This is a genomic window from Rhizobium sp. AG855, assembly GCF_003610655.1.
Taxonomy (GTDB): domain Bacteria; phylum Pseudomonadota; class Alphaproteobacteria; order Rhizobiales; family Rhizobiaceae; genus Allorhizobium; species Allorhizobium wuzhouense.
The window spans coordinates 21,098-37,290 of sequence record NZ_RAQG01000003.1 but is presented as its reverse complement, the minus strand read 5'-3'; the positions used below and the strand labels follow the sequence as shown (position 1 = coordinate 37,290).

Here is a 16,193-nt window from a genome sequence, read left to right as displayed (position 1 = left end):
GCGGCCGCGCCTTCCCCAATCTCAAAAATCGACGGTCAGCTTGCCGATGACAGTACGTCGATCGCCCTGATAGCAGGAGTAGCTCGCCTCGCAGGTCGAAAAGTACTTCTTGTCGAACAGGTTGGTCGCATTCAATGAGACCTTCGCATGCTCGTTGATCCGGTAGCTTGCCCCAAGGTCAACCAGCGTCCGGCTGGGCACTGAGAACGTATTGGCATTGTTGCCGTAGACCTTGCCGACATAACGAACGCCGGCCCCGATCGATGCCCCTTCCAGAGGGCCCGTCTCAAACGTGTAGTTCAGCCAGGCCGAGGCCTGCTGTTCCGGCACGAGCATCGGGCGTTTTCCCACATTGCCGGTGGCATCGCGTGTGATCTCCGCATCGGTGTATGTGTAGGAACCGACAATATCCCAGCCGCCGCCCAGGCTGATCTTGCCCTCCAGCTCCAGACCGCGCGAAGCGATCTCGCCCGTTGCCACGGCAAATCCGTTGGAAAGGTAGTTCAAGACATTGGTTTTTTCGATGTCAAAATAGGAGATCGTGAACAGCCCATCGAAGCCATCAGGTTGATACTTCACGCCCACTTCCCACTGGCGGCCCTTCGAGGGATCGAAGGTGTTGCCGCCTTGATCCACACCGCCGTTCGGGACGAAGGACTGCGAGTAGCTGACATAGGGAGCAAGACCGAAGGACGTGACGTAGCTCAGGCCGGCGCGACCGGAAAAGTTACCGATGTTGGTATTGGTATCAGCATCCGTCAGACGATTATGCGTGTCCAGGTTGAGCCAGTCATAGCGCCCCCCCAGCGTTGCGATAAAGCCATTGCCGAACTTGATCTGGTCCTGGGCGTAGATGCCCGTCTGACTGTAGCGTTCCGCATAACTAATCATGGGCGTTTTGGGCGTCGGGACAGTGACGCCGTAGACAGGTGCGTAAGGATTCAGAGACGGCGCCGCCCCCTGGAAACGCCTGACATCGGCATCAGACCAGCTGTAATCAAGACCGAAAAGCGCTTGATGGGAGAGGGCACCCGTTTCGAACTCGGCTTGTGCCTGGTTGTCGATTGAAAAGGTATCAAAGCTCTCATCAAAATGCCGGGCAATACGGGTGAGGCCAGATGGGGCGAGCCCAGATAGAAAAAGGTTGTCGAGTGTGAAGTCGACGTGGCCGTAGCGCGCGTTCTGGCGAAATGTCCAGGTCTCGTCGAACCGATGCTCGAACTCATAGCCGATGCTCTGTTGCTCCTGGGTACTCTGATTGAAATTGGGGTCACCTAGGAGAATGTTCGTCGGCGTGAAGAGCATGATCGTGCCACCGCTCTTATCCTTCAGCGCCTGACCGGTCACCGTTAGCGTGGTATCCTCATCGGGCTTCCAGGTCACCGCCGGCTGAATCATCAGCCGGTCGTCCCCAATATCTGCGCCGTTGGAATACTCAAACTGAGTGTTCGCATTCCGAGCGACGCCAATGATCCGGTAAAGAACGCTCTCTTCCTGGTTGACCGCACCACCCAAATCGAATGCCACCTGTTTCCGGTCGTGACTTCCGTATTGCAGTTCAACCTGCCGAACCCTGTCTGCTGTCGGCTTCCGCGATGTCTTGTTGACAATGCCGCCAGCGTCACTTTGGCCGTAGAGCGAAGATGATGGGCCACGCAGAACCTCGACACTGTCCAGGGCGTACGGATCAGTACGGAAGAAACTGTAGCTGCTGGAAACCTGTCTCAGTCCATCGAGATAGGAACTTGTGGCTTGAGCGTTGAAGCCCCGCATCATGATCCAGTCATAACCCTTCGGATCCGGTCCGTAAGTTTCGATCGCAACACCTGGAACATAACGCAGTACCTCCGACACGCTTTGTGCGTTCTGCGCTTGAATCTGCTTGCGGCCGATCACCGACACCGATTGCGGGGTTTCTATGAGAGGCGTATTTGTCTTGAGTGCCCCCGTGGAACTGGACGAGACAAAACTGTTGGCCCCGTCGTTGTCGCCGACAACCGTGATCGGATCGAGGACGGTGGAACCCTCGGCGGCCGCTACACCTGCATCTGCCGCTTGGGGGCCGACCAGAGCCGCCGAGCCTGCGCCGCTGATCCTGACCGTGATGCCGGTGCCCTTGACAATCTGCTGCAAAGCCGCAGACGGCTTCATGCTGCCGGAAACGGCCGTCGAGGTCTTGCCGGCGGCCAGCGCCGACGAATAGCTGATTTGCCAGCCACTCTGGCGGATGAAAGCATTGATGGCTGCCGACAACGGCTGGGCCGGGATCTGGAAGCTGATTGTTTCCGTGGCACCCGCGACAGACTGCGCCTGGGCAGACGCAATACTCGGAGCAAAACCGACCATGCAGGCGAGCATGGTGGATGCGAGAAGCACCGTTGTCTGGTGCCGACGACGCTCTTCAGTTGTGGTCTCAACGCGTTTTTTTTTGCCCCTTGCCATACTCGTCCTACCCTCGCTCAACACATATGAATCGGCCGCACAACAGGCGTTGCGACCCCTCTGTCAGCAAGGACGCAGCAGGGTTTCAAAACCGGCAAAAAAAGTTGAAATTTTATTGAAGGATTATCAGGCCGCCGGGAACGCGGTAGAATCCGGCCCCTGCCGCGTCGGCGAGAGTCCGAACCGCGCCCTCGACATCATCGAGGCGATAATTGCCGGTGACCTTCATCCGGTTCACCCGCTCATCTGCGACCAGAATCGCTCCACCGTGATAGCGACGCAGTTCGTCGAGAACATCACCAAGAGGCGCGTTTTCGAAGACGATCCGGCCCTCGCGCCAGGCAAGCGTCGCGGATGGATCGGCGGCATGAACCGGCGACACGGACGCTGCCGTTATGCTGACCGTCTCGCCCGGCTGCAGCACCGCGCTATCCTTGCCATCGCACAGACAGAGAACCTGGACACGGCCCCGCTCAAGCATGACCGCATCTTCGTTAGCGCCGGTTCTGATCGAAAAAGCCGTGCCCAGCACTTCGACCTCGCCATATTGGCCGCTGACGGTAAAAGGATGGGCGGCATCGTGTAGGACATCGAAAAAGGCTTCGCCGCGCAGCAGGCGGATGTGACGCCGGCCGGCAGCGAAGTCCAACGCCACCGCCGTATCGGTATTGAGCAACATCGTTGAGCCGTCCGGCAGCGGAACACGCCTCTGTGCCCCCGTCGCTGTAACGTAATCCGCCTGGAGCGCAATCGTCAGCGCCGGGAATTGCCAGATTCCCGCAGCAATCAGAACCGAGGCGGCCAAAGCAGTAGCCCTCAGTGGCCAGCGGGAGCCGTTCGGCCGCATCAGTACGGACCGGGTGACAGACAGGGCTTTCACGGCTCCAAGAAAAGGTTCCGAGTTCCACACGATCTCAAGGCCTCGAAACTCCTCCTCATGTCGCGGATCCTTCGCCAGCCATGCACGAAAATCAGCGCGTGTCGCCGCATCCTGCTTGCCGTCGCGCAGCCGCAAGTGCCAGCCCAGGGCCTGATCCACCACAGGATCGGCATGGGTGAAGTCGCTGACCGTCCGGTCCTTGTCCTGCGCGTCCTGATGTCCCACTTAGCCGATCCACTCAAAGCGTGTTTGCGGGTTCCTGATACCTTGACGCATGAGCACCTCCAATCCCGCAAAATTCTTCATAGAGACGAACAGTCGGCCCGTATTCACAGTAATCACTGCGGGCGAGACCGTTAAAGAAAACGCCATCCTGTTGTCCTCACTTTCCGTCCAGACGCGCCATGGCGTCCCGGCAATGGGCCATGGCGAGTTTTAGATCATTGAAGACGGTCCGTTCGGAAATGCCGAGATGGTCTGCGATGCGGACATTCGACCACTCTTCGATGCGGCTGAGGACCAGAACCGTCTGCGCGCGCTTCGGTAAGGCAGCAAGCGCCTGCTGAAACACGTCGAACGCCTGCTTCTGGATCAAAGCCTGTTCGATAGAGGGGATGTCAGCCGAGATCCCAGCAAGCGAATGCTCGTCCAGACCCTGCACTTCGGCGCCCGCCCGTGTCCTGCGACGCCGCAGATGGTCCAGCGCCAGATTGCGGGCCGTCTGGTGGAGAAAGCCCTCGATATGCTCGACCCGTCCGCTCTCAACCGCCTTGTGAGCGCGCAGATAGGTCTCCTGCGCCAAGTCTTCCGCCGTCTGCGGGTCGCGCACAATACGCATGACGGTCCAGAGCAGGGAGCGCCGGTGGGCGGCAAAAATCGCGTTCAATATGGCAGGCACGCAATCTGCCCTCCGCATGCTTTTCGCACCACATCCGGGAGAGCAAAATCATCTCCTCGATGAAGCACCGTTCGCCATTTGATACGCACCAGGGGCATTTGGCACTCAAAACATCCGTTGGTCGCCGTCAGTGTTCCCTTCCTAAATCGGGGCACGGGACCACGCAACAGATAACTTGATTTGTAAATACAAGTTATTTCTTCATGACAGCCAGATGGATGCCATATTGAGCGTGAAACACCGTAGCTATGAGTCCTCCGTCTGATCATGCTTCGCCTTGAAGGGATTTAATCCCGCGACTTGCTATTCCTCCATGATCAGCGAGTAGAAAGCGAGCCAGGCGAATTTAACTGGCTGTCTATCGTTGCCCTCCCTGTCCTGCTCAACCTTCTGTCATCAGTTGACCGAACAAGGCTGCCCTCTTATTAAGAAAACGGCATCGACCCGACCAGCTTCCTTCACGTTTGTTGCCATATGAAGCCTCGTCAGACCTTCACCACAGACAATTTAAACGCCGCGACATCTCAGACTGGAGATCGCGATGTCGAGGTTCGCTCGAAGCGGGCCGGCGCGCTCGCAACCGGTGAGATCAGTGTCATTGCCCTCGGTTACGTTCGAGTGCTGGCTGGAAAGCTCTATGGACAGCACCCGTTTGAGGCGACGGTTAAGGCTGAGCCCGGCCTTGCAATTGAGGTCAGAATGAAGAGACAGAGCAGATCTAATGATGTTGCTCTGGGGCGATCCTGCCGATGACGGAATGCGCACTATTCTCATGTTGCCTCCGCTGCCCATCGCGCTCGGGACACCGCTTGTGGCGCTGGCTGAGATGACAACCACGTTGCTGCACTCTGAAGACTACGGCCGCGCAGCCTCTTTGCAAAGCGCGGCTGCGGGCCTCGCCGGGCTCCTTCTCGGGGCCGTAGGCCTCTATCTTTTGGGCAGTTTGGGCTGGCGCGCAGTTGTAGGTGCAGTTTTCCTTCAGTCAGCGCTGAGCCTTCTTCTGATGCTGCTCCACAAGCTGGACCAGAAGACAATCAAGAGCACGACAACCTCCGTCGCCCATACTTTCGCAGCCATCTTCTCCCTCTTTCGACGGAAGAACTTGGCTGCCTTATTCAAAGTTATCACTGTGACAACGGTGGGGATCGATATCGGTTATGGCATGAAGTGGCTGATCGTGTCAGACGCGGGCCTTGGAGTACAACAGGCAGGCCTTTGGGGCATCGTTGTCGCTAATCTCGCTGGAATGCTGGCGGCTTTCGCAGCCCGCAGCGTCATCACGCGCGTCGACGAACTGAAGGTCTTGTTGGTGCTCGGCGCCCTATCGGGTGTCTGGACTCTCACGTTCGCCACTGTGCAGACAGTGGATGACGAAGCCCGCCCGGCGATCGCTTTCATCGTCGGTGCGGTCGCACTGGTGTTCGCGGGAGCCGTGGTGTCTCAGTCATTGCTGATGCGCCTGGTTGATCATCGCACTGCGTCAACGGAGATTGCGGTCTTCGGCGCCCATGGCGGCGTCGCCGCAGTCCTGATCAATGCAGTGGGATCCGCAGCGTTGGATCGACTTGGCTTGCCTTCCGTATTGCTAGTCGGGGGCACTGTTTCGCTGGCTGGTGCTGCGCTTGGAGCCTGGATAGCGCGAAATCAAAGACTTCTAAAGGAGGCGGCATGATCAAGGTTTCAACGTCCGTTGCGGCAACCTCGGCCGATAGCATCTTTCTGGCGTTGCAGGATCACATCGTTGAACACGGCTTTTCTCCGTCGCATACAGATACGCGCCGACTGACCATAGAACATCAGGGGAACATGCTGTCGATAGAACTTGAGCCTGAGGCGCTAGTCGTGGACATAGAAGCGGTGAGTGCAAATGCCCTTTTCTTCTTGAAAGAGGCGGTTGCCCACCATCTCGAAGAATGCGACCCGGAGGTCGCAGCAAAGCTGCGATGGCCTGATCAAGACCGACAGATGTTCCCGCCAAACTTTCGCGAGCTTCGAGTCGTGGAGCGACTTCGGCCTATCCCGGGCATGACGCGATTGTGGCTTGAGGGCGAGGATCTTCAGCCGCTTACTCAAGATGGCATGCATGTAAAATTGATGCTTCCCGCTCAGCTTGGGCGCCCTCCGACATGGCCGGGCGTTCATCCAAACGGAGCAACGCGTTGGCCCAAGGGTGAGGACCGGCTGCATGTACGGTATTTCACGCTGCGGCATGTGAACCCGGAAGCGAGCAGGGTTGCTATAGACTTCATGCATCACACCGGTGGAAACATCTCAGACTGGACTGTGTCGGCGGCCGAAGGAGATGTGATTGGCGTGATGGGACCTGGAGGAGGCCTGCCTCTAAAGCATAATGGGCGACCTGCCATCATCGGAGGAGATATGACGGCACTCCCCGCGATCGCGAGGATGCTTGAGGAGCCGGATTGCCCGCTGGAGGGGCACCTGCTGGTCGAGATGCCTGAGGAAGTTGATGCTGCGACCTACCTACCTGCGAGCAGCCTTGAACTTCACAGATTTGGCTTGGGGCGCTTCAACCGTGAAGCACCATCAAAAATGCTCGAACTGGCCGCCGCTGGATGGCAAGGTTTAGTCTGGTTCGGCGCCGAACATAGTGCGGCAGAGGTTGTCAGGAACCACCTGAAATCGGTTGACTTCGACTATAGGACTGACGCTCAGGTGGTAGCCTATTGGCGCGCCGGTATCCGTGGGGGCGCACGTCAGGAAGATTGAAGACTTGAACATCGCCAGACCGAGGCCGCGCTTGATGCCGAGCGCGAGAATAGATTCACGCAGGTTGCCGCCTTGAACGGATTCGAACCTAGAATCCACCACTTGCGAGAGGTAGTAGTAATGTGTTTTTTCAGATGCTTGGCCAATTCATCGGTAATAACCAGCTGAATCGGTTCCACAAACAGATGCTGTCGACGCAGCTCTACGGCTGCCAATCTATCATCTGCAGCACGTTTCCTCCGAGCTTCTGAAACGCCCGCTGGCGACAGGAGAACACGATGATCTGCTGGTCCCGAGACTGCCTGTGGAGTGCGTCGAACATCTTTTCGATGCGGTCGTCATCCGAATAGACCAGCGCATCATCGAGGATAACAGGGGCCGGCCGGCCGTCGCGTGCGAGAAGCCGCGCAAACGCCAGCCGCGTCAGCACTGACAACTGCTCCCGCATTCCGCCGCTCAGGCGATCGACATCCTCTTCCTGCCCATTCCGCAGGATGGTCTGGGGTAGAAGCGTCTTGTCGTCGAAGGTGATCGCAACATCGTCGAAGAGCAGTCTCAGCAGCGGTCTGAGCTCAGCCATAACAGGTTTGAGGTAGAGCTCGCGCGCCTCAGACCTGGCATCGTCGAGGGCGGTGGTCACGCGCTGGAGGACAGCCACTTCCTTCTCATATGCAGCCACCCGCGCAGTCGCCGCATCGAGTGCCTCCGAAGTCTCCCGCCACTTCTCTTCCACCGCCTCTTCCGATTGTGCGCGGATCTCTGCGTTCAGTCCGGCCATGGTCTCCCGCAGCGCATTGATCTCCTTTTCGACTGCTGCTTCGATCGAGCGAGCACGCGTCAGCGCCGCCTCGATCGACGCGAGATCACCGGCATCTGTACCAAGCTTCAGGACATGCGCCTCCGCCTCAGAAAGCGATTGGTCCAGATCAGCTAGAGTGGCAGACAACGAACGCTCGCGCTCGGCACGCGCTTCTTCCGGCCCGAGGACCACAGCCAACTGCGTCTGATCGGAAATCAGAGACGCCAATCTCGTCTCCGCGGCGACGAAGGCGTCATCGGCACGAGACTGGTCTGGCTCTACCTCACGGAGGGCGAGACGCGCCTGCTTGCGGCGTTCTTCGGCTTGTGCCAGCGCGTTGCGAAGCAGCGCCGGATCCTCATCCAGGTCGAGACCCTCAAGGCTGATCGTACTACCTACTTCGACTTCCTCTCTGAGTTTCGCCAGTCCCTCTGGAGCAATGAAGGACAGCCGGTCTTTCAACCCCCGCAGGTCAGCATTGGCCTGCTGTGCCCTTGCCTGCCTGTCTCGCGCTGCAGAAAGGCTATCGACGCCCATTGACGCAAGAAGGGCGGTTCTTGCCGCTTCTGCCTGCACCAGTTGGTTGTCCCTCCGACCGGGGCGGTTCGAACGCAAGCTGATTGTCCCAATTCCCGCGACTTCAAGCCGAGCAGGTCCGGAGGTCCCTCCCCTGATCAGGCTGGTGATGAAGTTTTCTGCCTCATCTGCCTGGGCGACAAGACGGCCGGATCCAAGATCCACCACACGGGCTGACCTCCCACCATAATACTGCTTGGTAATTCGGAAGCTGCCCTCGCCGGTCGTGATATCGGCTTCGACCAACGGGTTCCCACCACTATAGGGGCGCAATCTCTGAACATCACCCGGGGTGCCGGAATGAGGTTGGAAGAAGAGTGCATGCAGGGCTTCAAAACTCGTCGATTTGCCGAACTCATTCGCCGCGCAGAGCACGTTGACGCCATCGCCGATACCTTCAATGGCAACGCCGCGGCCGGCAAACCGTTTGACGTTGAAGAGACGCAAGGCTGAGATCTTCATGGCGTGATTGCCTGCGTATAGGAATATAGGCGCATCAAGGCCGCCCGCGCGATCTCGCGCTCGGATATAGGTCGACGTTCATCTGTAGACTCGGCAAGCAGCGCATTGGCAGCTTCACGCAGGGCACCGCCACGATCGATCTGATCCAGGTCTTCCAGCTCGCATTCTGTGGCTAGTCCATTCTGATCCAGCTCCAGAAAAGCGAAATCCGGAGCTGCCTTTCCAACGGCGGCGACGAGCTCAGCACGCGCAGCAATACGAGTGTGCCCTGATGCCACTACCCGGAGCAGCGAGTTCCTCCGTTCTCGTAGAGCCGGGAGCAAGGTATTGAGAGCAGCCTCTGGGGCGTCACCGTCAAGCAAATGAAGATCGAGGTTACGCCAGGCAAACGTCGCGGTAGGCAATGCCTGAACATCTGGGGTACCGGACGAGCCGGCAATCGTGACCAGAAGAGCCGTACCCGGCGCGTCGTGCTTGAAACGGTCAGGTTCCGGTGTCCCGCAATAATGGGTTCGCTGGTCCACACTGACCACGCCGTGCCAATCGCCGAGCGCTAGATAGTCGAGCCCTGCGCGTCTTGCCCGGTCCGGCGCGATAACCTCGGACGCGCCTCCCTCTTCTGAAAAGCTGCGAATGGCTCCATGAGCCAGTCCAATCCGCAGCGTCCCATCGGGTGAGGCATGACCATCCATCCATTCCGTCAGGTCTCGGCCGGGGCGACGGGTGGTGCAAGGTGCCGGCAACAAGACCACACCGCTCGCTAATTCGATCGGCTGGGGCTCGACCGCGAGTACGGCGTTTTCTGGTGCTTCTGCCTTTAGCGTCGTCCAGAGTTGCGAAGCCTGCAGAGAATCGTGATTTCCTGGCAGGATGACCCACCTGATGGCGGGATCATGCGCCATTTCGGCAAAAGCCTGGCGTCGCACATGCGGTGCGGGCGTCTCGGTATCGAAGGTATCTCCTGCGAGCAGCACCGTCGTGGCGTTTTGCTCGCGAGCGTGTGCAGCCAGCCGGGTGATCACCGTGTGTCTTGCTTCGCGCAAGCGGCTGGGCAAGTCACCCTCGAAGTTGCCAAAACGCTTTCCGAGATGAAGATCGCTGGAATGGATAAATCGAAACATGACTACTCAGGTGTTTGGATGGTTGACGCATGCGACCGCGCCACTGCAATTGCTTCGTCCAGCCGTGCGCGGGAAACGGCGGCAAGGCGTTCGACACCGAGCAGTCGAGCCAGATCACGCGCCGGGTCTGGCTGATCCAGCAGATCTGGGTTGTCGGATACGACAGAGGCAAGTTCCGCAAGCGGTATATCTGCGATCGACCTGCGCGCGTCCTCGCTGGTCGGCTGCCGATACGGCATGATCTTTGAAACGGTGCCCACCTTCCAGATGAATTCGCCGCTCGACTCCTTGGTCGTGTCATAACCGCGGAGGTGGAGATCTATCCGCTCCCTGATCCGCCCGCCCGTGCGCAACCAGCCATGCGCCCGGGATATACGCTGGGCAAGAATGTCTGCGCGTAACGGGCTTTCAGTTTCGATGACTGCCTCGATCATCCTGCGCAGGGTATCGCGATAGCCAAATTCAAAAAACTGATCTGGCTCGGCTCGGAAACTGGAAAGATCGGTGACCTTGTATCCCCGCTCGTTCGAAGTTTTGTTGCTGGCCAAGGTGGGCGTGGGTGGCATTTCCAGAGTTTGCGGCTCGCTGGACAGTGGCCGCTCCTCCGCAGAAACGCGTTCAGCCTCGAAGGCGACCGGCGGGAGCTCTATCGGCTCAACGGAGGTTGTAGTCTCGTCGATACGATTTTCTTCGGTCCCTTCAACCTCGTGTCCCATATCCCAACGGGTCACAGCGCTTTCTGTTTCTGCAGCACGAAGTACCCGGCTCTCCTCCAATAGGGCCTCCAGGCTGCCATGAAGCCGCTCGGCGCAGCCTGTGGCATCGAACCACCAATCGGTCGACCAGATGCGGAGGATGTTCCAGCCGAGACCTCTCAACACCTGTTCACGGACCTTATCGCGGTCTCTAGCGGTGGCGGATCGGTGATACGTCGCCCCGTCGCATTCGATGCCGGCGAGGAAAGTGCCAGCCAGATCTGGGTGACGGATACCAAAATCGATCCGGAATCCGGAGATGCCGACCTGCGGCACAATACGCCAGCCACGCCGTTCCAGTTGCGCTGCCACGGCCTCTTCGAAAGGAGACTCGAAACCGCCGACAGAGCCGATATCCGCAGCCGGCAGGGCGACCGGACCGCGCTTGGCATAGTCGAGGAAAGTCTTGAGGTGATGCACGGCCAGTGCCTTGGTGCGTGTCGGGTCGATCTGGTCGGCCGTGAAACCCGAGAACACGACAAGTTCCTGCCGGGCACGTGTGACTGCGACGTTCAGACGACGTTCGCCTCCATCGCGGTTCAGCGCACCGAAGTCCATCGTCAGCTTGCCTGCGGTATCCTTCCAGAAGGTGATCGAGAAAAGAATGACGTCACGCTCATCGCCTTGAACATTCTCCAGGTTCTTGACGATGGTGGGCTCGACCCGCTCTTCGGCAAAAAACCACTCGAGCTCCGGCTCATCGCGGCGCGCGGCATCCAGAAGATCGAGAATCAGAGATTGCTGCTGCGCATTGAAGGTGATCACTCCCAACGTCGGGCGATCGGTTTCAGGCATCTTCAGCCATGCCTTCATTCGGGAAACGGCTTCTCTTGCGACAGCATCCGCTTCTGGTCGGTTGGTTCGGCTCTTGCCGCGGTCATAGACACCCGTTGGGACTTTCCGCAGATGCACGGCACGGTCTTCGACGACCGGCGACGGAAAAGTCACCAGCCGGTTCTGATAGTAATGATGATTGGAGAAGGCGATCAGAGACTCGCTTCGGCTGCGATAGTGCCATCGCAGATCGCGCGTTGGGATGCCAGCGGCCTTCGCCTCGTCGAGAATGCTCTCAAGGTCTTTCTCATGATCAGCGACGTCTTCCTCTTCCTCGTTGCGTCCGAAGAAGTTCGTCGGCGGCAACTGCTTGGGATCGCCGACGATGATCGTCTGGCGGGCCCGCGCGATGGCACCCACAGCGTCCCAAGTCGTAATCTGCGACGCCTCATCGAAGATCACAACATCGAACAGCGCCTGGTTCGGTGGCAGATACTGAGCGATCGACAAGGGTGACATCAGCATGCAGGGGGCGAGCTTCGAAAAGCTCTGCGGCATCTTGCTGATCATATCCCGTATGGACTGGCTGGGTCGCTGCAACTCCATCTGATAGCGCAGCAGCCCGAGCTCCGAATTGCGGGGAACGCTCTGCACGGGCGGTAATCCGTGGGCGATAGCGCTGATGACGCGCGATGTCGCGTGTGAGCGCACGAGATCGTCAATGTCGCGGAATTCAGTGATCGCGTTCTCGTGCTGGAAGCGCCTAAAGTTTCGCAAAACCGGGTCGGCGTCGAGGACCTTCGGAAGCCACCACCTGGCATAGCCCAGGCGAAACGAAGCCCGTGTTTCATCCGGTCGGATTGCGCCTGTTTCGAGCTGTTCGACCAGCGATGACAGATTCGCCTGCACCGCCTGATTTCTGATCCGGCACCAGGCTGACCAATCACGAAGCAGATGCCTTGCGCCGATGAGGGCGTCGAGTTTGTCCCTCACTGTCGCGAGGTCGGCACCATCCTTCCCAAAAAGACTGTCGCGCCCGGCGATCGTGCTGAAGCGCCGTTGCGCCTCCTTCATGCCGTCGACCGCCGCCAGCAACCTGTCGCCTGCAGGTCGGACCACATCGTCTTGGACGACCGCGCGAAGACATGGCGCAAGAGCGCGGAGCGTCATCCGGGTCTCTTCCTGATCGCGGCCCGGTAACGGGATTATCGCACGAAGCTCCCGCGCAATGTCCAGCACTGCCGCAACGGCTCCAACATCTGTGGCCAGACCACTGACCGGCAGAGGCTTACCGTTCAAGAAATTCTGATCAATTGCCAAAAGGCAATCCTTCATGCGCCGCAAAAGGGGAAGATCCCGCTCCGGATCCACGGAACCCTGCTCGACATAGCTCTGGAGGAGCTTCTGAACCTTGCGTTTGCCCAGCATCGCATTCGGCCAGAATGAAGCACTGGCCTCACGCCACTGGCGATCCAGGACGTCTGCTTCGAGGTCGCGGACGGCGGCGGCACTGTAGGAAGCAGCAGCACCGCGCTCTGCTTCTCGATAGGCATTTATGGAGGTGGCGAGACTTTCCAGCGCTTCCGCGCATCGGGGAAAATCCCGATCAAAGACGATGGATACGTCATGGCCGCGCGATTTCCGCAGCACCCATGCCAAGCTTAACAGTGCCTGCAGCTCAATTCGTGACAGCCGCTCCTGCGGTTTGAGGCCAAGGCGGGCGACAAATTCATTCGCCGAGTCAACCAGCAATTCTATCGCATTCAACAGCGACTGTGCTGCCGCTATCACGCCATCCTGCCAGTCGGAACTCCATTCGTTGACATTGATGAGGTCGAGTACCGGCTGACGTTCAACTGAACCGAAGACGAGACCGAGTTCGCTGGCGAGCTCTTCGAGCTCGCGTAACGTCTGTGAGTCATGTGCGTCGCGTTCCAACCAGGACAAGCCTGGTGCTGGCGCCTCCGCAGCTTTGAGCGCGATGCCCAACGCGAGATACGGAGTCCATCCGTTTGAGTAGCGTCTGTGCAGTGCCCCGACATAGGCATTCAGCTCGTCGCGACGCAACCGAAGGCGCTCGTTGATCGCGATCCATTCGGACGCATCATTCCGTCCACCATGCTCCCAAGCCGCTTTCAGTTGCCCCAGGAAATGCCGGCGATCAGCCTTGTTCGAGTGCAGTTCGACGCAATGATCTCCAAGACCATGTGTCCGCAAGCGGCGATAAACCACGTCGAGCGCGGCCGTCTTTTCAGCGACGAACAGCACCGTCTTTCCAACGGCAAGACAGTTGGCGATCATGTTGGCGATCGTCTGGCTCTTACCTGTGCCGGGCGGGCCAACGATGACAAAATCCCGCCCTTCGGCTGCGGCCAAGCTTGCTGCTGTCTGCGACGAGTCTGATGGAAGAAGACAGATGATGTCCGCTGGCGCATAAACCTGATCGAGCTCACGCTCGTCGCGGAACGTCGTTTCGCCGCTTCCTTCATGAAAGGCCTGCTCAGGCGTGTCGATCAAGTGTCGAACGACCCTGTTCTCGCGCAAGGCGTCGGTGCGTTCAACGAGATCCTTCCACATGAGAAATTTCGCGAAGGAGAAGGTCGACAGGGCCGTTTCGTCCACAACCTCCATCCCCGGAACATCGCGGATTGCCTGGCGCATCAATGCGAGGACGCGCGGCACGTCTATCCCATTGTCGTCGAGCGGCAGGTCGCCGTGGAATTGTGGGAGGGACAGGTCAAAATCCCGTTCCAGAAACTGTAGAAGAGTCGCATTGAAACGCGGCTCATCTTCATGGAAGCGGATGGTGAAGCGTGAACTGGCACTGCGGCGCTCAAGTTTGACTGGGACAAGTAGAAGCGGCGCACGATAGCTGCGCTCGTCTTCCGGCTTCTTCTTCCACCTGAGGAATCCGACAGCCAGAAAAAGAGTGTTGGCGCCACCCTCGGCAAAATCGTTGCGAACCTGCCGATAGAGATCGATCAACCGAGCTTCGAGCTGGCGCACGTCGAGGGGCGAGGGCAACTCGTCCCGAAGCAATGCTTCCGCCGCGAAGCCACGTTGGAGATCCCGGCCATGGACATCCCGATAAAGTGCTGCATCCCGTTCACCGAGCGGGTTCTGCTCAGGCAAGGATATGATGCGTATTGCTGCGCCGTTCGCCAGCCGATCTTCGAGATAGGCCACGTCCGTGCAGAGAAATGGGATCGTTTTCTTGGAATCCGGGAAGTTGAGAAGTCGATTGCGAAGTGTCAGATCGAGCAGTTTTTTCTGCCATCTGTCGATGCGACCGGCAGCGTTGGTTGGTTTTACCTCAACGGTTTCAGCAGGCATCTCAGCAAAACTGGGGGCGGAGGGAAGCGGCAAGTCGACCACAACGGCCGAGTCATCCTCCTGAACATTGCGGCGGATAGGCTCATGTGAGGCAAGGGGCATGATACCGCCGCTACGCGATCGCCTGACATCAATGGCGGCCACAAAAGCATGGGCCTCGTCCACTCCAAGGCGGCCGTCCAGTGCCCGAAGCGCGCTTTCAAACGTCATGGCAGGCCGATGTGTCACGCCGGTCGTTTCAAATACGATCAACTCGCGCGACGCCAAGGCCTTGCGAACCTCCATCTGGTCCGGTTCTACGGCATGAGCGAAAGTTCTCTTCGCAAGCCACACACCAACGGCAGCATGCCCCTTGAACATCAAGATCACGGGGTTCAACCCAGCGGCTTCCAACCCGGCGGCGAAAAGAAGCGTGGTATCGAGGCAGGTGGCGAGCCGCTCCTCAGCGACCGTGCTCGGACGCCGGATCTTCTGGCCGCGATTCTCGAAGCTTGCAGGCGGCTCGGCATAGTGCAACCCGATCCCTGCAATCGCTGAGTAGACTGCCGCTGCCAGCATATAGGCGCGCTGGGGATTGTTTGACTGGTACCCATCCAGTCCACCTGAGTGGCCATGAGCATTGAGCCTTTCCGCAGCCATTCGCAAAACGGTGGCCACACCAGGATCATTGGGCATGACAAAGGCCGGGAGCAACTGCACCATGTCGGCAACCCCTCCCCATTCGTCGCGTGCAAGCAGTCTGACGGGAAGGCGCCGCTCGTCCAGAGTTTGTCCGCCGGAGGCAATGCGAAGTGTGATCTCGCCGCGCTCTGCTTCGTTCAGCCCCGAGAGGTACCCTGGGTCGAATTCCACTTTTCGATCTGCGAGCACAAGCCGATCCCCAGGCACCAGGCGATCAACGATCCATGACTTCGGCCGCAGAAAAGGTGGAGACGCCGTCAGCTCTATGCGGCAGTTCTCGAAGTGTCTGTCCGTATTGTTCTCGACCAGGATCGACCGGACAACTGGAATCGCATTCTGGTAGGACGCATAGGTGAAGCAGGCGGCAATATCGGCAACAATAGCAGGATTGTCGGATTTAGTGGTCCCTTGGTTCTCCGTCCCACTCATTTCTGAAAACTGCATCGCCGTATCCCCCCGGCGGGAGATTAGCGGCGTTTTTCAACTTTAAGAAGACTAATATTAGAAACAGAGTAACTTTTTGAAGGTTCTGCCCGCCATTGCGGCACCTGGGTTCTACTCACTAACGCCTTTGGTGCGCGTTCGTGTAGCAAACGAATAACAATGCGCCAAAACCATCCCCATAAAAGGAGACGACCGGATGCCCCGCTCTCTCAGAAGCATTCGCCTTGACGGGAGCGGAGCCGTGGACCCGTCATTTCTGCTCGGAAACGTCTGCGCTTTTAGATTTCTCTTCCTTTCG

Annotated in this window: 8 protein-coding genes; 2 read left to right on the top strand and 6 right to left on the bottom strand. The window is 58.6% G+C overall.

The genetic code is table 11. The annotated features are described in order from the left end of the window. Positions 1-21: 21 nt before the first annotated feature. The 3 genes from DFO46_RS00170 to DFO46_RS00160 all read right to left on the bottom strand — a co-directional run bounded on the left by DFO46_RS00170 (position 22) and on the right by DFO46_RS00160 (position 4,220). The gene (locus DFO46_RS00170; RefSeq protein ID WP_120275903.1) at positions 22-2,442 is read right to left on the bottom strand and encodes a TonB-dependent siderophore receptor; all 2,421 of its coding nucleotides are present in this window, start codon (positions 2,440-2,442) and stop codon (positions 22-24) included. 112 nt (positions 2,443-2,554) lie between these two features. After that, positions 2,555-3,547 carry a FecR family protein gene (locus DFO46_RS00165; RefSeq protein ID WP_120275902.1) on the bottom strand — a complete coding sequence of 331 codons (993 nt, stop codon included), beginning with the start codon at positions 3,545-3,547 and terminating at the stop codon, positions 2,555-2,557. Positions 3,548-3,704: 157 nt separating this feature from the next. Further along, positions 3,705-4,220, bottom strand: coding sequence for an RNA polymerase sigma factor (locus tag DFO46_RS00160; protein WP_245422480.1), 516 nt, complete (start codon positions 4,218-4,220; stop codon positions 3,705-3,707). A gap of 721 nt (positions 4,221-4,941) precedes the next feature. Between DFO46_RS00160 and DFO46_RS00155 the strand changes: the two genes are divergently transcribed. Then, positions 4,942-5,892 carry an MFS transporter gene (locus DFO46_RS00155; RefSeq protein WP_120275900.1) on the top strand — a complete coding sequence of 317 codons (951 nt, stop codon included), beginning with the start codon at positions 4,942-4,944 and terminating at the stop codon, positions 5,890-5,892. Next, positions 5,889-6,950, top strand: coding sequence for a siderophore-interacting protein (locus DFO46_RS00150; protein WP_120275899.1), 1,062 nt, complete (start codon positions 5,889-5,891; stop codon positions 6,948-6,950). Before DFO46_RS00155 ends, DFO46_RS00150 begins: the two co-directional genes overlap by 4 nt. A 202-nt stretch (positions 6,951-7,152) precedes the next feature. Here the strand turns inward: DFO46_RS00150 and DFO46_RS00145 are convergent, their stop codons facing one another. The 3 genes from DFO46_RS00145 to DFO46_RS00135 are packed head-to-tail and all read right to left on the bottom strand — an operon-like array spanning position 7,153 to position 15,895. After that, complete coding sequence (locus DFO46_RS00145; RefSeq protein WP_120275898.1) at positions 7,153-8,787, bottom strand: AAA family ATPase; 1,635 nt, start codon at positions 8,785-8,787, stop codon at positions 7,153-7,155. Further along, the gene (locus tag DFO46_RS00140; protein ID WP_120275897.1) at positions 8,784-9,908 is read right to left on the bottom strand and encodes a DNA repair exonuclease; all 1,125 of its coding nucleotides are present in this window, start codon (positions 9,906-9,908) and stop codon (positions 8,784-8,786) included. The genes DFO46_RS00145 and DFO46_RS00140 overlap by 4 nt, the downstream gene beginning before the upstream one ends. A 2-nt stretch (positions 9,909-9,910) precedes the next feature. After that, entirely contained in the window at positions 9,911-15,895 is a 5,985-nt protein-coding gene (locus DFO46_RS00135; protein WP_120275896.1) for a DUF3320 domain-containing protein, read from the bottom strand. Between the last annotated feature and the right edge of the window lie 298 nt (positions 15,896-16,193).